Source organism: Micromonospora sp. NPDC048986 (genome assembly GCF_040649335.1).
Taxonomy (GTDB): domain Bacteria; phylum Actinomycetota; class Actinomycetes; order Mycobacteriales; family Micromonosporaceae; genus Micromonospora; species Micromonospora alfalfae.
In genome coordinates this window covers 432,284-458,997 of the sequence record NZ_JBEZFJ010000004.1, presented here as the reverse complement: position 1 = coordinate 458,997, position 26,714 = coordinate 432,284, and the positions used below count along the sequence as shown (strand labels likewise).

Sequence of the window (26,714 nt, the reverse complement as noted above, 5' to 3'; positions counted from 1 at the left end):
GGAAGATCGTGTTCATGAGGGGTAGCTCCTTCGGGGGTAGAACACCCCAACCACCAAGGGGGGCGGCGGCAGGGTGTGAGCACCTCGTCCGGCGCAGCACGTACCAAGGGGGAAAGTCGTGGGGTGACGCCCGCTCGGGCGTCGGGGTCGGCGACCTGACGAGCCGGGGGGACTCGTGGCGCCGGGACCCTGTGAAACGACCCGGGGGCCGGGGTCATTCCGGGATCGGCCCACCTGCTGGCACCCTCATCGTGGCGGTGCCAGGTGGTCGGTCGTGGGGACTGCAACGACCGGGCGTTGGCTGGCATTCCGGCCTGCGCGACCAGCCCTCAAAGCGGGGCGGCGGGTCGGTGGTACTGCGATCGTCAGGGTATGTAACGACCCCGCCCCGGCCATGATTCCAGCCCACGAGTGCGGCTGGTCACCACGCAGAAGGCCCAGCAGCGGACAAACCGCCCACACAACGTCGGGCCTACGGCGTCGAACCACCCCTACCTCGAAATGATCGACTCGGGTTTCATGATGTCGGGGCATCCCGGACGTTCGGACACCTCGACATCATGGAACCCGAGTCGATCATGATGGATCGACCACGCAAACGCCGCAAGACAGACACCATGCCCGCTGGGCACCGCCTCACCGTGATCGTGTTGAAGGCCGTTCGCCGTTGTTACCCACCCCGCCTGGGGAGAGACTGTCGCCGGCGAAGGGGTGCGGACCGGGCTGACCCTCGACGCGGCAGCGCTGGACGTTTGGCCGTACCGCTCGACGTTGACAGCGGCGGGCATGGCCGGACCGACGGTGGGCGAGGGACGGCGCTGGCGGGCGTCCATCCGAACAGGCTGGCGCCCGTCGGAGTGTTCCGACGGGCGCCAGCTTGCGTGCTGTCCGGGCGCAGCCCGGTGGTGTGGATTAGTGCGCCGCGCCACCGAAGCGCTGGCGACGACGCCAGGCCAGGGTCAGCAGCAGCATCACCGCTCCGGCGCCGACCAGGCCGCCACCGAGCTTCATGGGCGTGCCGAGGCTGTCACCCGTGACAGGCAGCGGCTGCTTCTTGTGCAGCACCCGCAGCTCGGTGGTGGCGGTACGGCCGGACTCCCGGCCCGTGGCGGTGAAGGTCAGCAGACCTGTCACCGACGGCTTGTAGCTCTTGGTGAAGCGGCCCTGGGCGTTGGTGTACGCCGTGAAGTGCAGGGGCGCGCTCGCCTGGTAGGCCACCGGAGCCATGGCCACGGTGCTGCCGTCGCTGCGGCGAGCCGGAGCCGCGCCGCCGGCCGGAGCGGCCTGCGGAGTGACAGTCACGGTGATGTCGACGGTCTCGTTCGGGCCGAAGTTGGTGCCGGTCAGCACCACCGTTTCGCCGAGGTAGATCGTCGGCCGGTTGACGGTCAGCGATGCGGCGGTCGGCGGGTACGGCGGCGGTTGCGGCGGGTCGGTGGTAGCGCTGGGCGTCGGCTGCGGCTGTGCCGCCCCCGCTGCCGTCGGCACGGCCACCACGGCCAGGCCGACCGTGAGCGCCATGATGATGCGGGATAGCCGCATGATTGGTTCCCTCCTACTGATCACAGCTTGGTGCGGAATGAACTTGGGTGGTCCAGGGGCTGGCGGTGGGGGTCAGCCACAGCTCGGCCTGCCCAACGCCGGTCTTGGCCGTCAGCAGGGTGACCTCCAGCGCCCGCTCGGCGCCGGGGCCGACATCGACGCTGGCCGTCGCCACGTGACGGCGGCGTTCGGTGCCGCTGCCAAGTGCCGTCTCGACCCCGTCCAGCCGGGCCTCCAGCACCGCTCCACCAGCCGGGCTGAAGATCGACACCAACGTGCGGGCGGTGTACGGATCGCCAGCCAGGCCCAGGCCGAGCACGGATTTGCTAAGTCCGGACTTCGGCGCCGTTGAGCGCAGGGTCACCCGTAGCCGGAGCTCACGGCGGCCGTCCGACCGGCATTCGCCGACCGTCAGGTTCGCCGTCGGCCGCAGGTAGTAGCCGAGCTTCGCGCCGCTGCCGTCGTTGAGGAAAACGCCGACGGTCGGCACGGTGTCCTGTTCCGGAAGCGTCCCGGCCATCCGGCTCTCGCCGAATGTCCGCTGTTCCTCAGGTCGGGCACTCCAGAACAATATCCGGCGTTCGGTGATAGCACGGTCAAATGCGGACAACAACACCCGCGGGTTGACATTCTTCTTGAAGAAGGCGTCGAACACCGCGGACGCCGACGCCGCGAAGAACTCGTCCTGCTGTTTGACGTCGAGACTCTGGTAGCTGTCGTTGAGCAGGGTCTGCACCACCTTCTCGCTGGCGAGCGGGACACCGCCGGGTACCAGCACCGGACCGGTCGCCTTGAGCAGGTAGGACAGCACCACCGGATCAACGGCGAGCACGCCGTCGACAGTGCTGCCGGTCTTGCGCCGGAACATCTCGCGGTACAGCGTGGCGGCGGTCGGGAAGTGCGGGGACAGGTTGACGTCGGCGGGGTAGATGCCGGGAAGGTCAGTCCAGAGCGCCTGCGTCTCGGCGGGCACCTTCAGCGCCGGGGTGAACTGACCGAGCGAGGACGTGCTGCCCTGCTTGCCCATCTTCACCTTGCCGTTCTCCGCCTCGATCATCGCGTACGCGCCGAACATGCCGCCGGTGGCGCGCAACTCGGCGAGGTTCTGCGAGACAAGCAGGTACCGGCGTGGGCCGTTCGCCCCGAGCAGTGGCGGGAGGAGGCGGGCGCCCTGGTCGGCGGCCGTGGTGAGGCTGGCGAGGCGGTCGATCTCGTCGCGCAGGTCGCTCAGCGCCTGCCGGATCTGACTGACCAGGTTGTCGGCCGGCACCGCCGCCAGGTTCTGGCGGGTACGTTGCACCGACTCGTGCACCCCGGTCAGCTCCGTGGAGACGGCGGCGAGCCGGGCGAGGTCCACGCGGCCGCCGGTCGGCACCAGGCTGGCCAGGTCCGTCCGGAGCAGGGTCGGGAACGCGTGCCGGGCCAGTTCGTCGATGGCGACGGCGATCTGCGCGACGGCGTCGAGGTCGTCGCCGGCGATCGGCATTCGCCGTCCGAGCTCCCAGCTCGGGTCGGCCGTTGCCGTACGAGCCGCGCCGGCCTGCTCCTGAAGGGCGGCGAGCGTTCGCAGGGCGCGGTCGGTGTCCCCACCGACGATCTGGGCGCTCAACTCTCGGGCCAGGCCGGCGGCGTTGAGCAGGTGGGTGCGCGCCTGCCAGCCGCGGAAGCCGATCCACCCGGCGGTCGCCAGCAGCAGCGAGCCAACCACGAGGGCGCCGAGGAGGGCCCGTCGCAGTCGGGCCCGCCGACGACGCCGGGACCGACTCCGCCGCCGGATCGGACGTTCGCTCACCGTCACACCACACTCCCATTCGCGGAACCGGACAGAAGGTCGATTCCCTGACGTTCTTAGCACGCCTGAGGGAAGTTCGTACCGTTATTGCAATTGCCGTCCTTTAAGCGAGCTTTCCTCGTGCTTCAGTGGCGGGCTCTGCGATCCGTCCGGCGGCCTCGTGCAACAGCCGTTCGATCTGGTCCACGCCGGCGGGCAGCGACATCTCGCGCAAGTACGCGGCCCTCCCCCGGCGACCCATCTCGGTGCGGGTCGGCGGCGGAATGGTGGCTGCCAACCAGAACCTGTCGGCCAACGCCGCCCAGTCCTCCGGCGGGCAGGACAACCCAGCCCGAGCCCGTTCGACCAACTCGGCCGTGTCCCCACCGGCGGAGGCGATCACCGGCGCGGCGCAGGAGAGCGCGGCCTGGAGTTTGCCGGGCACGGTGCCGCGCAGCTCCGGAAGGTCGCGCAACATGACCAGCTGGTAGTCGGCGGCGGCGTACAGCTCGGGCATGTCGACCGGCGACCGCCGCTCCAGGAAACGGACGTTCTCCGCCCCCAGCTCCGCGGCGAGCCCCCGCACCCGCCGCTCCGCCGCGCCGGAACCGACCAGAACCAGATCCATCGTCCGGTCCAGTGCCGCGGCCGCACGGACCGCGGTCTCCAGCCCCTGGCGCGTCCCGATGGTCCCGGCGTGCATCACCACGCACCGACCGTCACGACGGACCAGCTGGCGGGCCGCCGCGCCGGGTGTCGCCGGATGGAAGATCCGCTCGTCGGTCCAGTTCAGCACCAGTCGGACCCGGGCCGGATCGGCGCCGGCGGCGACCACCAGGTCCCTCATCGACGGCGCCGCGACCGCGATTCGCGCGGCGCTCCGGTAGATCCGGGTCATCGTGCCGCGCATCCGCGCCGCCCAGCGGCCCTCGCTCCCCTCGTCCGCGCCGTCGCGGGTCCAGACGTCCTGCACGTGCAGCACCGCCGGCACCCGCCCGAGCAACCGGAGCACCCCGGCGGCGGCGAACGTCGTCGCCGGCAGTTGAAAGACGTAGAGCGCATCGACGTCTCCGAGGAACCGGCGTGCGACCAGCCCGGCGCTGCCGGCGAAGGAGAGGTAGCTGGCCATCCGGCCGCCGACGGACGCGGCACCCCCGGGGTACCGGGGCACCCGTCGGACGCTCAGCCGTTGGCTGTGCGTCTCGTGGTGCCACCGCTGCCGCCAGCCGGGATAGACGTGGCCACCGGGATAGTCGGGGAAGCCGGTGAGGACCCGCACCTCGTGCCCACGCGCGGCCAGCTCCTCGGCGAGGCTCCCCGGGATGAATGCCGGCTCGGGCGGAAAGTGGTACGACAGGATGCCGATCTTCACCGGCGCGCCTCCGTCCCACAGGGATCGCCGGCGACCGGCGCGGCACCGCGACCGGCTGGCGTGCGGCGCGCGTACGATGCCGACAACCCCTCCCCGCGCGACCTCCGGCGTCGACGCACCGCCCTCGCGGTGCGAGCGCCGGTGTCCGTACCGATGAGAGGGGCACCGATGGCTGATCGCGTGTTGTTCGTCTGCCACGCCAACCTGTGCCGGTCACCGATGGCCGAGTACCTGGCCCGCCGGCTGCTGGCCGACCGACCCGTCGAGGTGGCCAGCGCCGGCACCGACGCGATCGACGGGCTGGCCATGCACCCGTACGCCATGGAGGTCGCGGCCGAGATCGGTGCGGACCCGGCGGCGTTCCGGACCAGGGGGTTGCGCCCCGAGCATCTGGTCGACGCGACGCTCGTGCTGACCGCGACCCGACGCCAACGCTCGATCTGTACCTCGTTGGCGCCGGGAGCGCTGCACCGGACGTTCACACTGCGCCAGTTCGGCCGGCTGGCCGCGGCGGCCGAGCCGCCCACCGACTCGGCCGACGACCCGCTGCGGGCGGCGATCGTCGCCGCCGCCCAGGCCCGGGGACGGCTGCAACCCGCAGCCCCGGACGAGGACGACCTTCGGGACCCGATCGGCGGTACCGCGGCCGACTTCCGACGCTGCGCCGAGGAGATCGAACGGTCGCTGCGACCCCTCGCCGCGCTCATCGGGGCAGCCGGGTGAGTTCCTGGGTGTGGTCGGGGACGCCGTTGACCCCGTCGGCTGTCGCGCTGTGCCGGCCGGACGCGGCCCGGTCGGCGGGCACCGACGCCTCGGCCGTCGAGGCCACCACCCGGTAGGCCTCGTACTGGTACGCCTCGGCCTTGGCGACCTTGGCCATGTTCAGCACACAACCGAGCAGCCGGACCGAGACCGAGTGCAGTGACCGGGCCGCCGCGGCGACCTGGGTGCGCGAGGTACGGCCCTGCTGGGTCACCAGCAGCGCGCCGTCGGCCTGCACGGCCACCACCACGCCGTCGGTCACCGCGAGCAGCGGCGCGGTGTCGATGATCACGATGTCCGCCGACTCGCGCAGCGCCAGCAGAAGGTCCGACATGGCCTTGGAGCCGAGCAGCTCGCTCGGGTTCGGCGGGGCCGACCCGCTGGGCAGCACCAGCAGCGACTTGTCGCCCCAGCGCTGCACGACGTCGCCCACCTTCACGTCGCCGACCAGCACGTCGGTGAGGCCGACGCCGGCGTCCAGGCCCAGGTAGTCGTCGACCTTCGGGCGGCGCAGATCGGCGTCGACGAGCAGCACCCGCCAGCCCGCCTCGGCCAGGGCGATGGCCAGGTTGCAGGAGAGGGTGGTCTTGCCCTCGCCCTGCAGGGCGCTGGTCACCGCGATGACCCGGGCAGGCTCGTGGACGTCCACGAAGCGCAGGTTGGTCCGCAGCTTGCGGACCGCCTCGGCACGCGCCGAGGTCGCGGCGTCGCCCACGATGAGCGGGGCGCTGCGGGCGTTGGCCTCGAACGGAATCTCACCGAGCAGCGGGCTGCCGGTGGCGCGTTGCAGGCCGGCGGCGTCGCGCAGTCGGACGTCGGCGACGCCGCGCAGGATCGCCAGACCGATGCCCAGGATCAGGCCGACCAGGCCACCGAGGGTGAGGTTGCGGACCGGCTGCGGCGAGACGGGGTTGGCGCTGACCCGCGGGCCACTGACCACCTCGATCTTGATGGGCGCCTTGCCCTCCGGCGTCGTCTCCACCTTCTGTACGAGTTCGACGAACTTGTTGGCGAGGCTCTCCGTCACGCGCAACGCGCGGGTCTGGTCGGTGTCGGTGACCGATGCCCGCAGCAGAACGGTGCCGGTCTCGGTCGAGGTGCTCACCCGGCGCTGCACCTCGTCCGCGGTGAGGCCGACCGGAGTTTCGGCCACCACGCTCTGCGCCAGCCGGTCGCTGCTGAGCAGGTCGGCGTACGACTTGACGCGCTGCTGGAGGAAGAGCCCGCCCTGGTAGGCGTCGGTGACGCCGGTGTTGGGGGTGGTGACGAAGAAGGTCACCGAGGCGACGTATCGAGGTTGGGCCCGTACGGTCAGGAACGCCGAGACGCCGAGAGCCACCATGACCGTGACCAGCGCGACCCACCAGTGCCGACGCACGTGGCGCAATTGGCGGAGCAGGTCCATCAGGAGCGCCCCCGTGCCGGTCCGGTTACGGCAAAGAACTTCACGAAAACCCCCAAGGTCGTCTCTAAACTCGTGAAACCATTAAAGCGGCTCATACGGCTTATGTCCGGAGTTACCTATATTCCGGCGGCGAGATGTGCGCCCGCATGACCAACCCGACAAACGTCCATTCGGCAGCGGCGACAACTGGGAAAAAGTCGAAGCCGCGATCGAACGGCGTCCGATCGGCCCAGCGGTCGCCGCCGACCGCGCCGCCGGATAGGGTCGACAGCGGTGTGCCGGGAAGTCTGGTCGGCGAGTGGATTCCTGCCGTCCCGACTCCTGTAGGTGAGCCCGAAGTTGACCTCCCCCACCCCGCCGACCGGCCAACGTCCGTCGAAGATCCGGCTGTTCTCCCGATCGTCCTGGCCGCAGGCCCGGCACCTGGCCGAGGTGCTGCGCACCGAGACCGTCGGTGGCGCGTTGCTGCTGTCAGGCGCTGTGATCGCGCTGATCTGGGCCAACTCCCCGTGGTCCGACTCGTACGCACGGCTGGGCGACGTCGTGCCCTGGCCCGGCGCGCCGTGGCACCTCGACCTGAATCTGGCCACCTGGGCGGCCGACGGCCTGCTGGCCATCTTCTTCTTCGTGGTGGGCCTGGAGCTCAAACGGGAGTTCGTCGCCGGTGACCTGCGCGACCCGCGCCGAGCCGCGCTGCCGATGGCGGCGGCGCTCGGCGGGATGCTGCTGCCGGCGCTGATCTACGTGGCGGTGGTGCTGAGCGGGGGTGGGCAGGGCCTGCGCGGTTGGGCCATTCCGACAGCCACCGACATCGCTTTCGCGCTCGCCGTACTCGCGGTGGTCAGCTCACATCTGCCCCAGGGCCTGCGCGCATTCCTGCTCACCCTCGCGGTGGTCGACGACCTGTTCGCGATCATCATCATCGCGATCTTCTACACCGCCGGCTTCCATCCCGTTCCGCTGCTCGCCGCGTTCGCGGCGATCGGGCTCTTCGCGGTGCTGGTGCAGCGAGGGCGTACCTGGTGGTGGGCGCTGATCCCCCTCGCAATCGCCGCCTGGACGCTGATGCACGCCTCCGGCGTGCACGCCACGGTCGCCGGAGTCCTGCTCGGCTTCACGGTCCCGGTGCTCGCCCGTCGACCGGCGGGCGGCGACCAGCCGACCACCGGGGACGAGCAGGCGGGCACCGCGGAGGCGGGCGAGGGCGGGCTCGCCGCCCGCCTGGAGCACCGCTGGCGGCCGGTGTCGGCCGGCTTCGCGGTGCCGATCTTCGCCCTCTTCGCCGCCGGGGTCACACTGCGCGGCACCGACCTGGGCGCCCTGTTACGCGACCCGATCGTGATCGCCATCGTCGCCGGCCTGGTGTTCGGCAAGAGCATCGGCATCTTCGGCTCGACGTACCTGCTGGCCCGGTTCACCCGCGCCGAGTTGGACGAGGACATCACCTGGGCCGACCTGCTCGGCATCGCCCTGCTGGCCGGCGTCGGCTTCACCGTCTCGCTCCTCATCGGCGACCTGGCGTTCGGGGCGGGCAGCACGGCCGACGACCGGGTCAAGGCGGCAGTGCTGCTCGGCTCGGTGATCTCCGCCGGGCTGGCCGCCACGGTGCTCGTCCGCCGCAACGCGGCGTACCGGAGGGTGGCGGAGCGGGAGCGGCTGGACGCCGACGGGGACGGCGTACCCGACGTCTACCAGCAACCCGACGCCCGCTGACCGCGCTGGCGCGGTCCGGCGAACGCGAAGCGCCGCGGGGCGTCGCGGCAGCGCGGGTTCGCCGTCGTGCCGCGCCGCCGCAGCAACCGCGCGGGCTTGCGCTCAGTGGCGGCGGTCGGCGGGCGGCAGGTCCTCGGTCTCCTCGACCAGCGCCTCGGCCGTCGGCCCGGTGAGGTCGTCGCCCGGCACCGCCACCGCCTCGACACGATCCTGCTCGTCGGGCTTCCCGCCGGGCGGCGGCTCCGGGGCGGTGGCACCGCCGGCGTAGCCGTACTCGTTCGGTTCGTCGTGCCGGCTCATGTGGTCATCCTCCCGCTTTTCCCGTTTCACCTGTCGAGGCCAACGGTAGGTGGTGATCGTGCTCCGCGCAGCGCGCCGGGGATTGTCGGCCGGACCATGGGGGTGGGCGGCTGAGCGCCGCCCCGAGCAGCTGACGCAGGGCGATGATCGCCACCGCGCCGGCCAGGCCGTTCCAACCCGGGTCGCCGGCAAGCCGGAGCAGACCGGCCGCGGTGAGCAGGTCCAGCAGCACCCGGACGCCGCTGCGCAGCGCCCCGGTGGTGAGCGTGGTGAGCACCCCGGCGACCAGCGCCAGGGCGGTGACCGCCGTGACCAGTGTGCCCGTCACGGTCGGCGCTCCCCCTCGGCCACCTGACGCTGCTCCTGACGGATCTCGCGGCCCAGGAAGTAGTTCAACGCCGTTCTGATCGTCGCGATGGCGGCCAGTTGGCCGATCTGCGTGAACGACGGGGACACCGCCGTGCGCAGCACGTCGGCCGCCAGCTGGAACTCCAGGCCCAGGGTCAGAAAGCGGCCCAGCGAGAGCCGGATCGGCGTGAAGCGGGCGGCGGTGCGGTGTCGCAGCCCTTCGACCACGAACCGCACCGCCGCCCACACCGCACCGACGAAGATCACCAGAGCGCCGGCCACCTCGACCACGGCAACCAGCACCTGGTCGCCCTGGCGCAACAACTCGGCCGGCTCCACTCCGGGCCGTTACCCGCCCTCCGGGCAGCTAGTCGGCGCTCAGGTCAGCTCGTTCACCGCTTCCAGGATCAGCCAGAGACCGGAGATGGCGAAGAGGATCGCGGCACCGTACTTGATGGTCTTCTCCGGCAGCCGCCGGCCGAGCATCCGGCCGACCAGGATGGCCAGCGCGTCGGCGGCCACCATGCCGATCGTGGAGCCGAGCCAGGTGCCGAACCAGCCGTACTTGGTGGCGAGCGTGATCGTGGCGAGCATCGTCTTGTCGCCCAGCTCGGCGAGGAAGAACGCCACGGACACCGCGACCAGCGCCGTCTTGTTGGTCTTCTCCGCCTTGCGCTTCTCCTCCTCGGTGAGCTTGTCCCCGCGCAACGTCCACGCACCGAACCCGAGGAACGCCACGCCGGCAACCAGGGAGATCCACTCGGTCGGCAGGACCGCCCCGAGACTCGCGCCGATGGCGACCGACGCCAGGTGCACCACCGCGGTGGCGACCGTGATGCCGATCAGCACCGGAATCGGTTTGAACCGCGTGGCGAAGGTCAGCGCCATCAGCTGGGACTTGTCCCCCAGCTCGGCGACAAAGATGACGCCGAAGCTGACTACCAGCGCGGCGAAAAATCCCTCCATGACATCCTTCCCGTTCACGCCGGGAGGAGGTACAGGGGCGCCCTCGACCCGGCTGCAACAGCCTGAGTCGAAGGTCTCGCCCGCCCCGAGAAAACCGGGGCCGCGTGGCCGGATGCGGAACGCACCAGTATGTCGACCACGACATTGGGGGCTACTCCCCTTCGCGTGATCAGCCTATCGGATCACCGCCCGGCCCGGCCGAGGCGGGTGAACAGGCTCACCGCGCCCGCGCCAGCGTGACGCCGAAGAGCGCGTCCGGGTCGGTCCAGAACTCCGTCGTGGCGAAGCCGGCAGTGGCCAGCTCCGTGGCGATCCCCTCCCGGTGGAACTTCGCCGAGACCTCGGTACGCAGCTCCTCCCCCGCCGCGAAATCGACAGTCAGCCCCAGCACCCGCACCCTCATCGGCCGGGTCGCCCGCAACCGCATCTCGATCCACTCGTGGTCGGGATCCCAGACGGCGACGTGCTCGAACGCGGCCGGGTCGAAATCGGCGCCCAACTCCCGATTGATCACGTGCAGCACGTTGCGGTTGAACTCGGCGGTGACCCCGGCGGCGTCGTCGTAGGCCGGCACGATCACCGACGGGTCCTTCACCAGGTCCGTGCCGAGCAACAACCAGTCGCCGACCTCCAACGCGGCGCGCATCGCCGTCAGGAACTCGGCCCGCTCGGCGGGCAACAGGTTGCCGATGGTGCCACCGAGGAACACCACCAACCGCCGACCGCCGGTGGGCAGCCGGTCCAGTTGCCTGGTGAAGTCCCCGACGATGCCCCGCACCCGCAGGCCGGGGTAGTCGGCCGCGATCTGGGCGGTGGACCCGCGCAGCGCACTGACCGACACGTCGAGGGGGACGAACGTGCCCAACCCACCTCGGCGGGTGAAGGCGTCCAGCAGCAGCCGGGTCTTCTCCGACGAGCCGGAGCCCAACTCGATGAGCGTCTTGGCCCCGGTCAGCGCCGCGATGTCGGGAGCGTGCGCGGCCAGCACGGCCCGCTCGGCCCGGGTCGGGTAGTACTCGGGCAGTCGGGTGATCTCCTCGAAGAGTTCGCTGCCCCGGGCGTCGTAGAACCACTTCGGCGGCAGCCACTTGCGGCCGGCGCTCAGCCCGGCCCGGACGTCGTCGCGCAGGCCACGCTCCAGGTCACCCTCTTCGAGGTAGATCTCCAGAGGTTCCGCGGTCATCGATTCGCTCCTCTCGTTCGCTCAACCGTTGCGCGCCTGCCCGGCGCGGCTCACCGGGGTCGGCAGTGGACGTACCCGCACCTCACCCGCGGTGGCGACGACGAGGTGTCCCTCCGGCACCGACCGCCACCCGGGATCGTCGTCGTGTGGTTCGGAGGCGAGCAGCACCGAACCCGGCGTCTCGCGGACCGACAACGCGTGCCCCGCCACGCTCGCCACCACCCGGTGCCCGTCGGTGAGCAGCAGGTTGAGCCGCGACCCGGGGGCTGCGGCGGCGACATCGGTCACCGTCCGCCCGACCGCCTCGACCGGGTCGGCACCAGCACGCAACCGATGCCGCACCAGCGCCCAGAGCAGCGCCGAGTCGGTGGAGGCGTCCAGAGTGAGCAGGTCACGCACCGGCAGACCGGCGGCGAGCGGCACCACGGCGTCCGGCCAGCCGCGGACCACACCGTTGTGGCTGAACAGCCACCGCCCCTCGGCGAAGGGCGCCGCCGCGTTGTCGAGCACCGCCATCCCGACCGTGGCCGAGCGCACCGCCGCCACCACCGCCGCGCTGCTGGTCACCGCCGCCAGTTGGGCGATGGTCGGATCGCTCCAGATGGGCTGCGCCCGCCGGTACCGCACCGGCGCACCCTCACCCGGGTACCAGCCGACACCGAACCCGTCAGCGTTGATCGTGCCCCCACCGCGCATGTCGCGAGGCGCCCAGGACTGCCGCACCAGCGAGTGCGGAGGGTCGAACAACAGCTCGGCCAGGGTGACCGGCGGCCCCAGGTAGGCCAGGTGGCGACACATCAGCGCCCCCGGCCCGCCGCCGGACCGCCGGTCGTGCGGCGACTCACCGGTACGACTCGTCCGGTCGCGCGTCCCGGGCGCAGCGGAAACCGCTGAAGATCTGACGGCGGATCGGATAGTCCCAGTTACGGAAGGTGCCCCGGCAGGCGGAGCGGTCGGTGCCGAACGAGCCACCGCGCAGCACCCGGTAGTCGCCGCCGAAGAAGACCTCCGAGTATTCGCGATAGGGGAACGCGGCGAACCCCGGATGCCCGTCGAACGCGGTCGAGGTCCACTCCCAGACGTCGCCGATGAGCTGGTGCACACCCAACGGCGACGTGCCGGCCGGGTACGCGCCCACCGGCGCCGGCCGCAGATGGCGCTGGTCGAGGTTGGCGTGCGCCTCGGTCGGGTCGTCGTCCCCCCAGGGGTAACGACGCGACCGCCCGGTCGCCGGATCCCACCGGGCCGCCTTCTCCCACTCCGCCTCGGTCGGCAGCCGCTTGCCGGCCCACGCCGCGTACGCCTGCGCCTCGTACCAGCACACATGCACCACCGGCTCGTCGGCGCGCACCCGCGCCCACTGACCGAAGCGCCGATACGACCAGTCGTCGCCGTCGGAACGCCAGTGCATCGGGGCGCTCAGCTGCTCCCGAACCCGATGCTCCCAGCCGGCCGCGCTCCACCAGCGCTGCTCGGTGTAGCCGCCGTCGGCGATGAAGGCCGCGTACTGGCCGTTGGTCACCGGGGCGGCGTCAATGACGTACGCCTGAAGGTCGACCCGGTGCGCCGGACGTTCGTTGTCCAACGCCCACGGATCGGTGTCGGTGCCCATGGTGAACTCGCCGGCCGGCACCAGCACCTCCGCGCCGACCCGTACCGACGGCTCGGGCGGCGCCGGGGCGTGCAGCACCGCCGGCCCCGAGCGCAGCTGGTGGGTGGCGAGCATGGTCTCGTCGTGCTGCTGCTCGTGCTGCACGATCATGCCGAAGGCGAACCCGTCGGCGACCAGCGGCCGCTCGGTGAAGGTCACCGCGTCGAGCAGGTCGTGCACCTTGTCCCGAACGGTGGCCAGGTAGGCGCGCGCCTCCGCGGGCGGCAACAGGGGCAGGGCAGGGCGGTCCCGGCGTGGCTGCTTGAACGCGTCGTACAACTCGTCGATGTCACACCGGACCGGCTCCCGGCCCCCGACGTCCCGGACCAACCAGAGCTCCTCCTGGTTACCGACATGGGCGAGGTCCCAGACCAACGGCGACATCAGCGGTGAGTGCTGGCGGGTCAGATCGGCGTCGTCGACCACCTCGGTCAGCAACGCGCTGCGGGCGCGGGCCCGCGCCAACTCCACAGCGATGTGGTCGCGCAACCGCGCGCCGTCGACCCGCCCCGCCGTCGAGGCTCGCGACACCGGTTCACTCCTCGCGCTCACTGGTCTCTCCTCTCTGCGGCGGCCCGCCGCTGGCGTACCCCTCGCCGGATCTCGTCGTGGGTGCTGGCCGGCAGCTCCAGTCGGGGCATGGTGCTCACTGCCAGGTCGAGCAGGGCCGCCGCGGCGGCGGCCAGCGCCGGATCGGCCAGGCCGTGCCGGGCGGCGGCCGACCAGCGGTGCGCCACCGGCGCGGCGATCGTGTACGCCTCGCGCACGGTGCCCGGGTCAGCGAACAAGGCGGTCACCACCGCCAGTGGCAGCCGCCAGCCGCGATCGGGTTGGGCGTCCAGGTAGCGCAGCTCCAGGTAGCCGCGCGGCCGCACTGGCGGAAAGAGGGTGCTGACGTGGTAGTCGAGGTCATCGGCGGTGGGCGGTTGGGGCAGCGCGCCGTCGAGCCAGTCGGCGAAGGTCACCCCGGGCGGCGCGGCCCAGTCGGCGCTGTGCCGGCGCAGACAGAGCAGCGGCGCGGCGAGCACGTAGCTGATCCAGGCGTCGGTCGGATCGTCCGCTGCCCGGGAGGGCGACCAGACCGGGCGGGTCCGAGTCGGGTCGATGGCCAGCCAGGCGGCCATCCGGGCGGAGGCCCAACCGGTGCGCCGCCCGGCGTGTCGAGTGGCGGAGGCGAACGCCGCGAGCAGTGGGGGCCCGACCGCGTGGGCCGCGGCCCAGCGGTCAGCGACCTGGTCCGGCTCGCCGGCGTCGAGGCAGATCTGCAGGCCGGCGGTGCTGTACATCATCGTGCGACCGGCCGGGCCGTGGCGGTCGAAAGCTCCGCGCATCGCGCGGTAGCGGGGAGTTTCCACCACCGGGCGGGGCCGTCGGTGGGGGTCGATGCCGCTGCTGCCGAGGATCAGCCCGGCGGCGGCCAGCAGGTCGGTGACCTGGGCGATGTCGGCCTCGGTGGCGCGGATCAACGTGGCGACCGAGGGGCGGGGCGGGGTGGAGATCTCCAACTGGCCACCGGGCTCCAGGGTGACCGTGCCGCCGTGTCGCAACGGCTCGGCTGGGCTGGTGGCATCCAGCGTGGTGGGGCTGTGCCGCCCCAGCGCCGCCCGCAGCCTCGTCGCGTCGACGGGGCGGGCAGGATCGGCGGCGTCGTGCACGGTCCATTCCAGTTCGACGCCGGTGTGGGTGGGTGGGCCGGTCTTGAAACAGATCCGGGCGAGGTGTCGGACGGCGGCTGCGGACTCGCGCAGGATGGCGCTGCGGTCCAGGTCGGATGACGTCACCAAGGGTCGGGCCCCCTTTCCGGTGTGCCGGGTCCGGCACACCGTGCCACCGTAAACCCACCCACCGACACCGTCGGGGCGTGCACGGTGCCACCAACCTCTGTCTAACAGACGAATTTCCGAAGGAGGGCGGAACCAAACCGCTCCCACCGCCGGCCGGTCAGCCGCCGGTGGGGTGGCCCGGCCGCGGCGGTGACGGCGGGGCCTGCCCCGAAGGGGACAGCTTGCCCTTCGCCGGCGCGGAGGGCGTGACCTTCGCCGGTTCGGACGGCTTCGTCTCGGGTACCAGCCGCTGGCAGTACGACTCGACCTTGGCGGGTCCGCCGGCGGCGGTCACCAGTTCCTGGAAGGCCGCCGAGCGCAGCGCCTTCTCCCGCTGCTCGGGCTTCTTCGCCCGCCACGCGCGACACAGTCCGTGCACCTGACCGACAGGGGTGGGACCGGTCGACGGTGTGGCGGTGACGGACGGCGGCGGGCCCGGCGGCGCGATGTCAGGGCCCACCGACCGACCGGGCTCGGTCGACCGCGATGCGCCCTGGTGCGGCGAGGGTGACGGGCGCGACGGTGCCGGTGCGACCGGGTCCGGCGCGCGGTCCCGGGTGACCGCGGCGAAGGCGGCCCCAGCGGTGGCGGTAGCTGCCACCGCGCCGATCCAGGCCACCGCGCCGGTGGTCATCCGGCGACGGCGTGGCCGCTGCGGCACGGCCGGCGCCGGGTTGGTTCGGGCGGCCCGGAACGCGGCCACCGCGGCGTCCTCGCCGGCCAACTCGCCCGGGCGGACGGGGCCGGCCGCCGCGGCGAGCAACGCGGCCACCGGCTCGACCGGGGGCGCGTGCGCGGCGCTCACCTCAGGCGAGTTCGTGTCCGCCGCCGTGGGCGGGGCGCAGGGGCCCTGATCCAGCGGGGCGTCCAGCCAGGCAGGGGCCGAGTCGAGCAGTCGCTCGGTGTCGGCGTGGTCGGCCCGCCGGAACGGGTTCATCGGGAGTCCCCTCACGTCAGCCGTCCGCCGGTTCGACGTGCGATGTCCGCAGGGCCTGGCCACTCCCCGCACGCGGCGGTGGCACCCCCTCGACCCCGACCGAGGACCCGGCGGCCGGGCTCTGCCGCTCGAGCAGGACCGCGAGCCGGCGTAGGCCACGGTGGGCGGCGGTCCGCACGGCGCCGGCCCGGCGGCCCAGCACCCGGCCGGCGGATCCCGCGTCCAGCCCGATCACAGCCCGCAGCAGAACCGCTTCGGCCTCCCGGGGCGGGAGGGTGGCGATCAGTGCGAGGGCGGTCTCGGTACCGATCGTCTCGCTGGCTCGCTCGGCGGTGTCCGCGTCGCTGGCGAGCTCGACGAGCGCCTGCACCGGGACCGGGAGCGAGGGGCGACGGCGCATCCGGCGCAGGTGGTCCATCGCGCGGTTGCGGGCGATGGTGACCGCCCAGGCCCGGAACTCGCCCCCGGTGAAGCCGGGCAGGTCACGGGAGATCTGGAGCCAGGTCTCGGAGGCGACGTCCTCGGCGTCGGCCCCGACGAGAGCGGTCAGGTACCGCAGCAGCCCGGGCTGGAGGCTGCGGTAGAGAAAGCGGAACGCCTCCTCGTCCCCGGCCTGCGCGGCGGTCACCACCTCCGACAGGTCGGCGGTCATGCGCGGCCCACGCATCGTTCGGGGCGGGTCGGCCCGACCAACCGGGTTGGCGCACGCCACGCGGCACGAGTCGTCCGCCCGATCAGCACCAGCACCGCACCGCCCTCCACCGCTTCAGATCGTGCCCGCGACCACGATTGTCGGGGCGGCGTGTCCGGGGCCAACGCCCGGGGTGCTCGATCGACACGCTGCGCGCCGAGGTAGCTGGGAGGGCCCGAGCCGGGCTAACGCTAAGAGGGGGCTCACGACGCGACAAGTCGGCGTCGTGTCACGGAAGAGTGACAATTATCAACCCGGCCCGACGGCGCGTCGTCGTAACGGCCGACACGCAACAGACGCCAACCACGCCTGTGCGGGGTTTCTTGCCACCATCGACGGCCCGAGCGACGGAAATAGTCGCGTTTTGTGACACCATCCATCCGCAGCGTCACAGACGGCGAGCGTCCACACAGGTCAGGCCGGATCAGCCGGTCTGAACCGACCGCCCGGCGGCCCTGCCACGGCGCGCCGCCCCGCGCCACTCTAGGTACGGTAATGCGGTGTTGTCATCGGAGGTCGTGCTCAGCGGTCGCTACCGCTTGGACGAACGTGTCGCCACGGGCGGCATGGGCGACGTTTGGCGTGCCTCCGACCTGATCCTCGGCCGGCAGGTCGCCGTCAAGGTTCTCCTGCCGGCGCTGGTCTCCGATCCCGATTTCATCGCCCGGTTCCGCGCCGAGGCCCGGATCATGGCGGCGCTGCGGCACCCCGGCATCGTGCAGGTCTTCGACTGCGGTGCGGACGATCTCCCCGACGGCGGGCGGGCGGACTACCTCGTCATGGAGTTCGTCGCCGGCGAGCCGTTGTCGAAGCGGATCGAGGCGGCCGGTCGGCTCGACGTGGCCGAGACGATGTCGATCGTGGCCCAGGCGGCCGCGGCGCTCAACGCGGCGCATCGCGGCGGCATCGTGCACCGCGACGTCAAGCCCAGCAACCTGCTGGTGCAGGAGGACGGCACCGTCGTCCTGGTGGACTTCGGTGTGGCCCGCTCCACCGACATCACCAGCATCACCAGCACCAACGCGGTGCCGGGCACCGCTCTCTACATGGCTCCCGAGCAGGCCGCCGGTCGTCCGGTCAGCGGTGCCACCGACATCTACGCCCTGGGCGCTGTCACCTACTGCTGCCTGACCGGCAGTCCGCCGTTCACCGGTGACAATCCGCTCCAGGTCGCCGTGCGGCACCTGGACGACGAGCCGCCGGAGCTGCCGCACGTCATTCCGGAGGCGGTCCGCGCCCTGGTGTCGCGGGCCCTGGCCAAGGATCCGCTGGAGCGGTTCACCAGCGGAGCGGCGATGGCCGAGGCCGCTCGGACGGCGGTCACCGGCGGCGAGCCGCCGACGGCGATGGCCGGCCCGGTCGCGCTGCGCGACGCTGGGCCGGGCACCCGCACTGACGTGCCGGCCGGCGCGGCGGTGGCGGACCGACGCCAGCGACGGCGGGGGCCGCTCGTCGGCGCGGCCACGGCCATGCTGGTCGCGCTGGTCGGCCTCGGCGCGGCGCTGGCCGCGACGCGTAACGGCGGCGAGGACCCGGCTGTCAATCTGCCGGCCACCTCGCCGACGGTGGCGCCGAGCGGTCCCGTCGACCTGCCCGCGGCCAACGAGCAGATCACCAGTGTCGAGCCGGGCCGGCCGGACCGGCCGCACGTCCCCGGCAACTCCCCGTCGGCCTCAGTCTCCGCCACGCCGAGCCTGCAGCCGAGCCAGACCGCCAACTCGCCGACCCCGACGGTGGACGTCACCACGGCGCCGCCCACCAGCGCGGCGCCGACGACGGGCGCGCCGCCGACGACCAGCGCGCCTCCTGAGCCACCTGCCACCTCCAGCCCGCCGCTCGACCCGGAGGTGCCGGCGGACGGGTGAGTCGAGCGCTGTCGCCATCCCCCGCCAGTCCCACAAGCACCGATATCCCCAAAACGGACTTACGACGCCGAAGACGCCTCTAGGCTCCCAGCAGGCTATTTACACCATCTGCTGCGGGAGCCTGGGTGAGCGCTGAAAAGCTGGTTGTGATCGGTCAGGGGTACGTCGGACTGCCGCTGGCCATGCGGGCGGTCGAGGCGGGGCTCGACGTGGTCGGTCTCGACGTCGACGCCGACCGGGTGAAGCGGCTCGCCTCCGGCGAGTCGTTCATCGAGGACATTCCGGCCGATCGGCTGGGCCGCGCGTTGGGCAGCGGCCGCTACCACCCCAGCACGGAGTACACCGACGCTGACGGGTTCGACATCTGCGTCATCACGGTGCCGACTCCGCTGCGTGACGGGACCCCGGACCTGAGCTTCGTCGAGCAGGCCGGCATCGGTATCGGCCCCTACGTAAGCCCGGGCTGCACGGTGATCCTGGAATCGACCACCTACCCGGGCACCACAGAGGAGCTGCTGCGCCCTCTGCTGGAGTCGGCCAGCGGTCTGACCAGCCCCGGTGACTTCCACCTCGGCTACAGCCCGGAGCGGATCGACCCGGGCAACCCGACCTGGCGCCTGGAGAACACCCCGAAGGTGGTCTCCGGTGTGGACCCGGCGGCGCTGGCCCGGGTGGACGGGTTCTACCAGCGCCTCGTGGAACGCACCGTACCGGTGGACTCCACCCGCGTCGCCGAGTTGACCAAGCTGATCGAGAACACCTTCCGCCAGGTCAACATCGCGCTGATCAACGAGCTGACGATGCTCTCGCACCACCTCGACATCGACGTCTGGCAGGCGATCGACGCCGCCTCGACCAAGCCGTTCGGCTTCATGCCGTTCCGGCCCGGCCCCGGCGTCGGCGGGCACTGCCTGCCGATCGACCCGTGCTACCTGTCCTGGCAGGTCAAGCGCCGCCTGGGTCGGCAGTTCCGGTTCATCGAGCTGGCCAACGACGTCAACCACGAGATGCCCGAACATGTCGCACAGCGGATCATGGGAGGGCTGAACCGGGACGGCCGGGCCGTCAGCGGCGCCCGACTGCTGCTGCTCGGTCTGGCGTACAAGAAGAACACCGGCGACATGCGCGACTCCCCCGCCGTGGACGTGGCCCGTCGGTTGCAGGCCCTCGGCGCCGAGGTGCACGCCGTCGAGCCGTACGCCGAGGCGCACCAGATCCCCGCCGGGATCACAGTGGTCGGGCTCAGCGAGCGTGAGGTACGCGCGGCCGACGCGGTGGTGGTGGTCACCGACCATGACACCTTCGACTACGACCTCGTGGTCAGGCACGCCCGCTACGTCTTCGACACCCGCAACCGGTGCGTCGGCCCGATGGTCGAGCGCCTGTAGACCCGGCACCGCTGGCCGGTCCCGCCGCCGGGGAAGATGGCGGGACCGGCCGGCGGATGTCCGTCCGGTCGCCGGGTCGCGGACCCCGGACGGTCCGTACCGCTAGCGGCTCACTGGTCGGCGAGCGCCTCGACGACCGGGCGGGACAGCGCCCGGCGGGCCGGCAGCACCGAGGCGAGCAGGGCGGCGAGCACCGCGACACCGAGGATCAGCCCGAGCTGGCCGAGCGGCAGCACCACGTGGAAGTCGCCGCCGAGGCGGTCCAGCAGGGCCATCGTGGACGCGCTGACTCCGGTGCCGAGTCCGACTCCGAGCACCGCGCCGACCAGCGCCATCAGTACCGCCTCGACGGCCAGCACCGCGCGCATCCGCCCTCGGGTCAGCCCGACCGCCCGCAGCACGGCGTTCTCCCTGGTCCGTTCGACCACCGACAGGCTCAGGGTGTTCGCCACGCCGACCAGGGCGATCACGACGGCCAGACCGAGCAGCGCGGTGACGAAGGCGAGCAGCATGTCGACAGTGCCGGTGAGCATCTTCTTGTAGGCGCCCTGGTCCATCAGGTTCGCCGTCGGGTAGCGGCCCAGCACCGCGGTGATCGCGTCGCGGGCCCGCTCGGGGCTCACCCCGACGGCGGGGTCGATCTCGGCCAGGTAGCCGCGCTGGGCGGGGAAGAGCGCCGCGAAGTCCTGGTCGGACAGGTCGATGACGTGACCGGCGGGCACCTCGCCGCCGGGGGTGTCGTCGGTGACCACGGCGACCACCCGGAACGCCTTCCCTCTGACGGTCACCGGGGAGCCGACCTGCCAGCCGCGGGCCCGCGCCAACTCGCGGTGCACCAGCACCTGCCCCGGCCCGACCCGCTCGGCGTCGCCGGCCAGCACCCCGCTCAGTGTCCGGCCGATCAGCGCCGGGTGGGCCGCGCGGATCTCGACGTCGTCGACGACGGTGCTGCGCTGCTCGTGCACCACACCCAGTTCGGGACGGGAGGCGAGCTCACCGACGAGCGCGGCCGGCAGGTCCTGACCGATTCCGCTGACCACGAAGTCCGTCCCGATCTGGGCGTCAACGCTGCTTTCGATGCCGTCCTTGGTGCTGCGTGCGCCGACCATGAACGCCGAGACCAGTCCGATACCGATCACCAGCGCTGTGGCTGTCGCGGCGACCCGCCGCGGATTGCGCACCGTGTTGTTGACCGCCAGTTCACCGATGGTGCCGAGCACGCGACGTACCGGCCAGCCGAACACCCGGGCCAGCGCGGGGACGAGCACCGGCCCGAACAGCACGATCCCGAAGAAGGTGAGCACCCCACCGACCGCCACCAGGAGCAGTTGACCGGCGCTGGCAGCGCCGACCAGCGCTGCCACACCGAGGGCGAGGACCACCGCGCCGATGCTCAGCCGAACCCGACCAGCACCCCGGCTGGGTTGCACCGCGGCATCGGTGAGCGCGGCCACCGGGGCGATCCGCGTCCCCCGCCAGGCCGGCAACAGGGCGGCGCAGACGGTGAGCCCGGTGCCCAGCAGCAGGCCGGTGAGCACTGTCGAACCGGTCACCGTCAGCCCACCGGTGACCGCCACGTCCAGTTGGGAGAGCAACAGCCGCAACCCGGCGGCGAGGGCCACCCCGAGCAGCACGCCGAGCGCGGAGGCGACCAGGCCCAGCACCGCCGACTCCAGCACCGTGGACCGGAAGACCTGTCCCCGGGTGGCGCCGATCAGGCGCAGCAGCGCGGTCCGTCGGGTGCGCTGGGCCAGCACGATCGCGAAGGTGTTGGCGATCACGAAGCCGGCCACCACGATCGCGACCCCCACAAAGATCAACAGCAGCATGCGGAACTGGTCCACGTTGCGCACCGCGTCCTGCACCGCCTCGTCGAGGATCTGCTGGCGGCTCTTCACAGTGGCTTCGGCGCCGGACACGGCGCGTACCTTCTCGGTCAGTGCCGTGACGTCGGCGCCCGGTCGGGCCGCCACCATGATCCGGCCGTAGCCCCGCTCGCCGGTGAGGGCCAAGGCGTCCGACCCGACCAGGCCGACGAACGGGCCGCCGACGTCGCGGGAGGTGCCGGCCACGTCGACGGTGCCCACCACTGTGTACGGGCGGGCCGCCCCGCCGGTGGCGCCGATCCGGACCGACGCACCGAGCCCGAAGCCCTGCTCGGTCGCCGTCGGCGCGTCGAGCACCACCTCCCCCGCCCGGTCGGGCAACCGGCCGGTCACCACGTCGTACGAGCGCAGCGCGTCCTCGGTGGGGATGGCGACGAGCATGGTGAAGCCGAGCACCGGCCGACCGTCGGCTCCGACGATCCCGGCGGTGTTGGTCAACTCACCGGCGGCGGCGGCCACCCCGTCGACCGCTCGCACCCGGTCGACCAGCGCCGGGGGCAACACCTCGCGGCCGGCCGAGTAGACACCCAGGTCGGTGTGGCGGTCGAAGGTGCCGGCCCGCTCGTACGCCCCGGTCCGCATCCCGTCGACGAAGATCATCGTGCCGGCGACGAACGCGACACCGAGCACGACGGCGAGCGCCGAGAGCAGCATGCGCAGCGCCTCGGCACGCAGCGAACGCAGGGTCAGGCGGATCATGCGGGGCTCCCGGTGCAGGTGGCGGATCGGACCCCTCCGACGCTATGGCCGGCACCGGTCTGTCGATCTCCCCCTGCGCGCTCGACCTGCGTGCGCCCCGGGTCGCGGTGCGCCAGCCGGCCGCTACGACCCAGGTCGTACGCCGTGTCATCCGCCGGGCGTGACCAGCCCGCTCTCGTACGCCAGGACCACCGCCTGGACCCGGTCGCGCAGCTGGAGTTTCGCCAGGATCCGCCCGACGTGGGTCTTCACCGTCGCCTCGGCCACGTGCACCCGGGCGGCGATCTCCGCGTTCGACAACCCCTGGGCGACCAGCAGCAGCACCTCCCGTTCCCGTTCGGTGAGCTGCGCGAGTCGAGGGTCGGCGCTCGGGGCGGCGCCGAGCTGCCCGGCGAACCGGTCCAGCAGACGCCGGGTGATCGACGGAGCCACCACCGAGTCGCCCTGGGCCACCACCCGGATCGCGGCCAGCAGCTCTTCCGGCGGGACGTTCTTGAGCAGGAAGCCACTCGCGCCGGCCTGCAACGCCGCGAACGCGTCCGCCTCGGTGTCGAAGGTGGTCAGCACCAGCACCCGAGGGCCACCCGATGGCCGCTCGGCGCAGAGTCGACGGGTCGCCTCCACCCCGTCCATGGTGGGCATCCGGATGTCCATCACGACCACGTCGGCCTCGGTGCGGGCGAGCACCCGCAGGGCGTCCGCGCCGTCGATCGCCTCCCCGACGACCTCCAGGTCGGGCTGGGATTCCAGCACCATCCGGAACCCGGCGCGGACCAGCGCCTGGTCGTCCACGATCACTACCCGGACCGTCATGCCGCGATCACCTCCGTTGCCGGCTCCGACGGTAGCGGCAGCCGAACCTCGACCTGCCAGCCCCCGGTCAGCCGGGGACCGGCGGTGAGGCTGCCGTCGTACACTGTCACCCGCTCCCGCATGCCGAGCAGGCCGTGACCGCCGGACGGCGCCGGGCTGACCAGCGGACGGCCGCGACCGTCGTCGACCACCCGGACCACGACGGCCTCGGCGGTGTACGACAGGACGACCTCGACGCCGGCGCCGACCCCGGCGTGCTTGAGCGCGTTGGTCAACGCCTCCTGCACCACCCGGTAGACGGTCAGCTCCAGGCCCGGCGGCAGGGCCGGTGGCGCACCGGTGACGGTGCTGCGGACGTGCAGGCCGGCGTCGTCGAACCGGGCCAGCAGGTCGGGCAGTTCGGCCAGCGCGAGGCGTCGGTGCTCGGGGTCGGCCGCCACCGCCAGCCCGTCGGCCCCGTCCGCGCCGGCCGGGCCGGCGTCGCGCAGTACGCCGACCAGCCGGCGCATCTCTTCGAGGGCCTGACGGCCGGTGTCCGCGACCACCTTCACGGCGGTGCGCGCCTGGGCGGGGTCGCGGTCGAGCATGAACCGGGCCCCGTCCGCCTGGACGATCATCACGGCCATGCTGTGGGCGACCACGTCGTGCAGCTCACGGGCGATCCGGGTGCGCTCCTCGGCGACCGCCGCCCGGGACTCCGCCTCCCGCTCGCGTTCCAGTGTGGTGGCCCGCTCCTCGAGGCTGAGCACGTAGAGCCGGCGGGTCCGCACGTTCAGCGCGGCCAGCCACACCGCCCCGGTGACCAGCGCATACCACAGCGCGGTCGCCCACCACTGGACGACGTTGGGCGTCTGCGCGGCGGCCAGCAGCACGCCGACGGCCGCGACCGCGCCGGCCAGGACGCCGTCGCGCAGCCGCCGGCCGTACTTCACCACGCTGTAGAGCGCGATCAGGACGGCCACGTCGTAGATGAGCGGACCCCAGCGGGCGATCACCTGGATCAGGGCGAGCACCGCGACCACCACCGTCACCGCGCTCGGGTGGGTGCGGCGGAACAGCAACGCCACAGCCATCCCCAGGCCGACCGCCGTGGCCGCCCAACCGCCCGGCTGGTTCACCACCGCTGCCACTGAGACGAGGACCACCAGGGCGGCGACGGCCACGTCGAAGGCGACGCCGCGCAGCGGGCGACCGAACACTGTGCGTCTCACGGTCACCCAGCGTACGTGCCGGGACGCTCGGGCCTCGCGCCCCGCGCCCGGGCTCAGCCGCCGAGGACCTCGCGCATGCGGTCGATCTCGACGGTCTGCTCGGTGGCGACGGAGTTGGCGAACTCGTTGAGCGTCAGGTCGGAGCCGACGGTGAGCAGGTTGGTGGCCATCTCGATGGCGCCCTGGTGGTGCTCGGTCATCATCCGGACGAAGAGCCTGTCGAAGTCGGTGCCACGGGCCGCGGCGAGCTGCCGCATCGCCTCTGGCGACTGCATGCCGCGCATGGTGCCGTGGTCGTGCCCCTGCACCTCGGCCGGGAGGCCACGGGTCTGCAGCCAGCCGCGCATCATGCCCATCTCCGGCCCCTGGCTGGCTCGGATGCGTTCGGCGATGGCCCGGATGTCGGGGTCGGCGGCCCGTTCGGGGGCGAGCTCCGCCATCGCCAGGGCCTGTGCGTGGTGCGGAATCATCATCCGCACGAACCAGACGTCCAGCGAGTTGTGCGGGGCGGGGCCGGCGTCGCGGACCTCGTGCGCCGGGCGGGTGGCCGCGGTCTCGCCCGGCCGGCCGGGCGCGATGACTGTCAGGTCGGTGGGGACGGGGCTGACCGTCGGCGACGCGGCGGAGGTGGCGGGCGCGGAGACCGGCTGCGGTGCGCTCGTACCGGTGTCGCCGTCGAGGCGGATCACCATGAACACCACAAGCGGCAACACGAGAGCCAGTGTGACGCCCGCCAGGATGCGTGCGCGCCGGTTGGTCATGGGCCACTCCCTGCAGTCGAGGTCACCGCGATGCTATCCATTGAAGAACCCGCTTTCATGTGATCCAGCTCACATCGACGTTCTTCGTCGGACTGTAACGTGTCAACCATCGTCTCCCCCTTGCGAAGGGCCCCGCCGATGATCAGATTCCACAAGCCACGGTTACGACAACTGCGTGTCGTGGCACTCGCCACGACCGGCCTCCTCGTCGCCAGCGCCCTCGTCGCCCCGGCGAGCAACGCCCAGTCGGTGCCGCAGGCGGCCCCGGCCCCCGCGCTCACCAACACGATCCCCGGCGTCGACGAGATCGTGAGCAGTCCCAACCTGCGCCAGATCGCCAACCTGCCCAAGGTCGCCCCGCTGGACTCCACAAACAGCGACATCGCCTTCCAGGGCAAGTACGCGTTCGCCGGCAACTACAACGGCTTCGTCATCTACGACATCTCGCGGCCCAGCGCTCCGAAGGTCAAGGCCCGGGTGCTCTGCCCGGGGTCGCAGAACGACATCTCCGTCCACGGCGACCTGCTCTTCCTCTCCACCGACTCGTCACGCAGCGACGACTCCTGCAACAGCACCACGCAGGGAGCGGACGTGAAGGGCTCGTGGGAGGGCATCAAGGTCTTCGACATCAAGGACAAGGCCAACCCGCGCTACATCAAGTCCGTCGAGACGGCCTGCGGCTCGCACACCCACACCCTGGTGCCGGGCAAGGACCGCAAGGCCATCTACCTGTACGTCTCGTCGTACAGCCCGCGGGCCGAGTTCCCGGACTGCCAGCCGCCGCACGACTCCATCTCCATCATCAAGGTGCCGGTGAAGAAGCCGACCGACGCGGCAGTGGTCGCGACGCCGAACCTCTTCCCGGACGGTGGCTTCCCCGGCAGCCAGACCGGCTCGGCGACCACCGGGTGCCACGACATCACCGCCTACCCGTCGAAGGACCTGGCCGCCGGCGCCTGCATGGGTGACGGCATCCTGCTCGACATCAAGAACCGCGAGGCCCCCCGGGTCATCAACCGGGTCCGGGACGAGGTCAACTTCGCGTTCTGGCACTCGGCCACCTTCAACAACTCCGGCACCAAGGTGATCTTCACCGACGAGCTGGGTGGTGGCGGGGCGGCGACCTGCAACGAGACCGTCGGCCCGAACCGCGGCGCGGACGCCATCTACGACATCGCCGGCCGTGGCAACGCCCGGACGATGAGCTTCCGCAGCTACTACAAGATCCCCCGGGCCAACGCCGACACCGAGAACTGCGTGGCGCACAACGGCTCGCTGATCCCGGTGCTCGGCAAGGACATCATGGTCCAGGCGTGGTACCAGGGTGGCATCTCGGTGTTCGACTTCACCGACTCGGCCAACCCGAAGGAGATCGCCTTCTGGGAGCGCGGCCCGCTCTCGGCCGACACGTTCGTCGGCGGCGGCACCTGGTCCGCGTACTACTACAACGGCCACATCTACTCCAACGACATGGCGAAGGGCCTGGACGTCCTGGAGCTGAACGACTGGCGTACCTGGTCGGCCAAGCTGACCCGCTACCAGGAGCTCAACGTGCAGACCCAGCCCAGCTACCTGGGCTGGTAGGCACCGCGCACCACGCCGGGCCCGGTCCCCGAACCGTCGGGGG

23 protein-coding genes are annotated in these 26,714 nt (G+C 71.9%); 5 read left to right on the top strand and 18 right to left on the bottom strand.

Translation table 11 applies throughout. From position 1 onward, the window contains the following. Positions 1-912: 912 nt before the first annotated feature. The 3 genes from AB0B94_RS12405 to AB0B94_RS12395 all read right to left on the bottom strand — a co-directional run bounded on the left by AB0B94_RS12405 (position 913) and on the right by AB0B94_RS12395 (position 4,685). Entirely contained in the window at positions 913-1,542 is a 630-nt protein-coding gene (locus AB0B94_RS12405) for a hypothetical protein (protein WP_357273796.1), read from the bottom strand. A 13-nt stretch (positions 1,543-1,555) separates the two neighbouring features. Beyond that, on the bottom strand, positions 1,556-3,334 hold the full coding sequence (locus AB0B94_RS12400) for a DUF4012 domain-containing protein (RefSeq protein ID WP_357273792.1): 1,779 nt from the start codon (positions 3,332-3,334) through the stop codon (positions 1,556-1,558). 103 nt (positions 3,335-3,437) lie between these two features. After that, positions 3,438-4,685, bottom strand: a complete 1,248-nt coding sequence (locus tag AB0B94_RS12395; RefSeq protein WP_357273787.1) for a glycosyltransferase family 4 protein — start codon at positions 4,683-4,685, stop codon at positions 3,438-3,440. A 168-nt stretch (positions 4,686-4,853) separates the two neighbouring features. Here AB0B94_RS12395 and AB0B94_RS12390 point away from each other — a divergent pair, with 168 nt between their 5' ends. Further along, complete coding sequence (locus AB0B94_RS12390) at positions 4,854-5,408, top strand: low molecular weight phosphatase family protein (RefSeq protein ID WP_357273782.1); 555 nt, start codon at positions 4,854-4,856, stop codon at positions 5,406-5,408. On the opposite strand, the gene AB0B94_RS12385 is transcribed toward AB0B94_RS12390, so the two are convergent. Further along, complete coding sequence (locus AB0B94_RS12385; RefSeq protein WP_238672040.1) at positions 5,389-6,852, bottom strand: polysaccharide biosynthesis tyrosine autokinase; 1,464 nt, start codon at positions 6,850-6,852, stop codon at positions 5,389-5,391. The two genes, AB0B94_RS12390 and AB0B94_RS12385, sit on opposite strands and share 20 nt — an antisense overlap. A gap of 327 nt (positions 6,853-7,179) precedes the next feature. On the opposite strand from AB0B94_RS12385, the gene nhaA reads away from it, so the two are divergent. After that, the gene (nhaA, locus tag AB0B94_RS12380; protein ID WP_357273772.1) at positions 7,180-8,565 is read left to right on the top strand and encodes a Na+/H+ antiporter NhaA; all 1,386 of its coding nucleotides are present in this window, start codon (positions 7,180-7,182) and stop codon (positions 8,563-8,565) included. A gap of 102 nt (positions 8,566-8,667) precedes the next feature. On the opposite strand, the gene AB0B94_RS12375 is transcribed toward nhaA, so the two are convergent. The 10 genes from AB0B94_RS12375 to AB0B94_RS12330 all read right to left on the bottom strand — a co-directional run bounded on the left by AB0B94_RS12375 (position 8,668) and on the right by AB0B94_RS12330 (position 16,425). Then, on the bottom strand, positions 8,668-8,865 hold the full coding sequence (locus tag AB0B94_RS12375; RefSeq protein ID WP_238677938.1) for a hypothetical protein: 198 nt from the start codon (positions 8,863-8,865) through the stop codon (positions 8,668-8,670). 4 nt (positions 8,866-8,869) lie between these two features. Beyond that, positions 8,870-9,193 (bottom strand): hypothetical protein, encoded by a 324-nt coding sequence (locus AB0B94_RS12370; protein WP_357273761.1) that lies wholly within the window; start codon positions 9,191-9,193, stop codon positions 8,870-8,872. After that, a complete protein-coding gene (locus AB0B94_RS12365) occupies positions 9,190-9,552 on the bottom strand; it encodes a DUF1622 domain-containing protein (RefSeq protein WP_238672037.1) in 363 nt (120 codons plus the stop codon). Before AB0B94_RS12365 ends, AB0B94_RS12370 begins: the two co-directional genes overlap by 4 nt. Positions 9,553-9,591: 39 nt before the next feature. Further along, a complete protein-coding gene (locus AB0B94_RS12360; RefSeq protein WP_124854391.1) occupies positions 9,592-10,179 on the bottom strand; it encodes a TMEM165/GDT1 family protein in 588 nt (195 codons plus the stop codon). 217 nt (positions 10,180-10,396) lie between these two features. After that, on the bottom strand, positions 10,397-11,362 hold the full coding sequence (gene egtD / locus AB0B94_RS12355; RefSeq protein ID WP_357273751.1) for an L-histidine N(alpha)-methyltransferase: 966 nt from the start codon (positions 11,360-11,362) through the stop codon (positions 10,397-10,399). A gap of 21 nt (positions 11,363-11,383) precedes the next feature. After that, positions 11,384-12,160: an ergothioneine biosynthesis protein EgtC gene (gene egtC, locus AB0B94_RS12350; RefSeq protein WP_357273745.1), complete on the bottom strand. Its 777-nt coding sequence runs from the start codon at positions 12,158-12,160 to the stop codon at positions 11,384-11,386. A gap of 43 nt (positions 12,161-12,203) precedes the next feature. Then, on the bottom strand, positions 12,204-13,544 hold the full coding sequence (egtB, locus tag AB0B94_RS12345) for an ergothioneine biosynthesis protein EgtB (RefSeq protein ID WP_357273737.1): 1,341 nt from the start codon (positions 13,542-13,544) through the stop codon (positions 12,204-12,206). Between the two features lie 17 nt (positions 13,545-13,561). Then, positions 13,562-14,797, bottom strand: coding sequence for an ergothioneine biosynthesis glutamate--cysteine ligase EgtA (gene egtA / locus AB0B94_RS12340; RefSeq protein ID WP_357273730.1), 1,236 nt, complete (start codon positions 14,795-14,797; stop codon positions 13,562-13,564). Between the two features lie 157 nt (positions 14,798-14,954). Further along, a complete protein-coding gene (locus AB0B94_RS12335) occupies positions 14,955-15,773 on the bottom strand; it encodes a hypothetical protein (RefSeq protein ID WP_357273725.1) in 819 nt (272 codons plus the stop codon). Positions 15,774-15,789: 16 nt separating this feature from the next. Next, entirely contained in the window at positions 15,790-16,425 is a 636-nt protein-coding gene (locus AB0B94_RS12330; protein WP_357273721.1) for an RNA polymerase sigma factor, read from the bottom strand. Positions 16,426-16,964: 539 nt separating this feature from the next. On the opposite strand from AB0B94_RS12330, the gene AB0B94_RS12325 reads away from it, so the two are divergent. Beyond that, positions 16,965-18,329 carry a protein kinase gene (locus AB0B94_RS12325; RefSeq protein ID WP_357273714.1) on the top strand — a complete coding sequence of 455 codons (1,365 nt, stop codon included), beginning with the start codon at positions 16,965-16,967 and terminating at the stop codon, positions 18,327-18,329. A 125-nt stretch (positions 18,330-18,454) separates the two neighbouring features. Beyond that, on the top strand, positions 18,455-19,717 hold the full coding sequence (locus AB0B94_RS12320; RefSeq protein WP_357273704.1) for a nucleotide sugar dehydrogenase: 1,263 nt from the start codon (positions 18,455-18,457) through the stop codon (positions 19,715-19,717). A 110-nt stretch (positions 19,718-19,827) separates the two neighbouring features. On the opposite strand, the gene AB0B94_RS12315 is transcribed toward AB0B94_RS12320, so the two are convergent. The 4 genes from AB0B94_RS12315 to AB0B94_RS12300 form a co-directional block, all read right to left on the bottom strand. Then, entirely contained in the window at positions 19,828-22,302 is a 2,475-nt protein-coding gene (locus AB0B94_RS12315) for an ABC transporter permease (protein ID WP_357273692.1), read from the bottom strand. A 147-nt stretch (positions 22,303-22,449) separates the two neighbouring features. Continuing rightward, positions 22,450-23,115 (bottom strand): response regulator transcription factor, encoded by a 666-nt coding sequence (locus AB0B94_RS12310; protein ID WP_238672027.1) that lies wholly within the window; start codon positions 23,113-23,115, stop codon positions 22,450-22,452. Beyond that, a complete protein-coding gene (locus AB0B94_RS12305) occupies positions 23,112-24,332 on the bottom strand; it encodes a histidine kinase (protein ID WP_357273673.1) in 1,221 nt (406 codons plus the stop codon). Before AB0B94_RS12305 ends, AB0B94_RS12310 begins: the two co-directional genes overlap by 4 nt. A 47-nt stretch (positions 24,333-24,379) precedes the next feature. Next, on the bottom strand, positions 24,380-25,087 hold the full coding sequence (locus AB0B94_RS12300; RefSeq protein WP_357273663.1) for a DUF305 domain-containing protein: 708 nt from the start codon (positions 25,085-25,087) through the stop codon (positions 24,380-24,382). 138 nt (positions 25,088-25,225) lie between these two features. Between AB0B94_RS12300 and AB0B94_RS12295 the strand changes: the two genes are divergently transcribed. Beyond that, positions 25,226-26,671 (top strand): hypothetical protein, encoded by a 1,446-nt coding sequence (locus AB0B94_RS12295; protein ID WP_357273651.1) that lies wholly within the window; start codon positions 25,226-25,228, stop codon positions 26,669-26,671. Positions 26,672-26,714: the final 43 nt, after the last annotated feature.

Excerpts from the sequence above, each read along its gene's own strand:
- AB0B94_RS12405 (WP_357273796.1), bottom strand. The coding sequence starts at position 1,542 with ATGCGGCTATCCCGCATCATCATGGCGCTCACGGTCGGCCTGGCCGTG.
- AB0B94_RS12390 (WP_357273782.1), top strand. The coding sequence starts at position 4,854 with ATGGCTGATCGCGTGTTGTTCGTCTGCCACGCCAACCTGTGCCGGTCA.
- AB0B94_RS12385 (WP_238672040.1), bottom strand. The coding sequence starts at position 6,852 with ATGGACCTGCTCCGCCAATTGCGCCACGTGCGTCGGCACTGGTGGGTC.
- AB0B94_RS12375 (WP_238677938.1), bottom strand. The coding sequence starts at position 8,865 with ATGAGCCGGCACGACGAACCGAACGAGTACGGCTACGCCGGCGGTGCC.
- AB0B94_RS12360 (WP_124854391.1), bottom strand. The coding sequence starts at position 10,179 with ATGGAGGGATTTTTCGCCGCGCTGGTAGTCAGCTTCGGCGTCATCTTT.
- egtD (WP_357273751.1), bottom strand. The coding sequence starts at position 11,362 with ATGACCGCGGAACCTCTGGAGATCTACCTCGAAGAGGGTGACCTGGAG.
- egtC (WP_357273745.1), bottom strand. The coding sequence starts at position 12,160 with ATGTGTCGCCACCTGGCCTACCTGGGGCCGCCGGTCACCCTGGCCGAG.
- AB0B94_RS12335 (WP_357273725.1), bottom strand. The coding sequence starts at position 15,773 with ATGAACCCGTTCCGGCGGGCCGACCACGCCGACACCGAGCGACTGCTC.
- AB0B94_RS12330 (WP_357273721.1), bottom strand. The coding sequence starts at position 16,425 with ATGACCGCCGACCTGTCGGAGGTGGTGACCGCCGCGCAGGCCGGGGAC.
- AB0B94_RS12315 (WP_357273692.1), bottom strand. The coding sequence starts at position 22,302 with ATGATCCGCCTGACCCTGCGTTCGCTGCGTGCCGAGGCGCTGCGCATG.
- AB0B94_RS12310 (WP_238672027.1), bottom strand. The coding sequence starts at position 23,115 with ATGACGGTCCGGGTAGTGATCGTGGACGACCAGGCGCTGGTCCGCGCC.
- AB0B94_RS12300 (WP_357273663.1), bottom strand. The coding sequence starts at position 25,087 with ATGACCAACCGGCGCGCACGCATCCTGGCGGGCGTCACACTGGCTCTC.
- AB0B94_RS12295 (WP_357273651.1), top strand. The coding sequence starts at position 25,226 with ATGATCAGATTCCACAAGCCACGGTTACGACAACTGCGTGTCGTGGCA.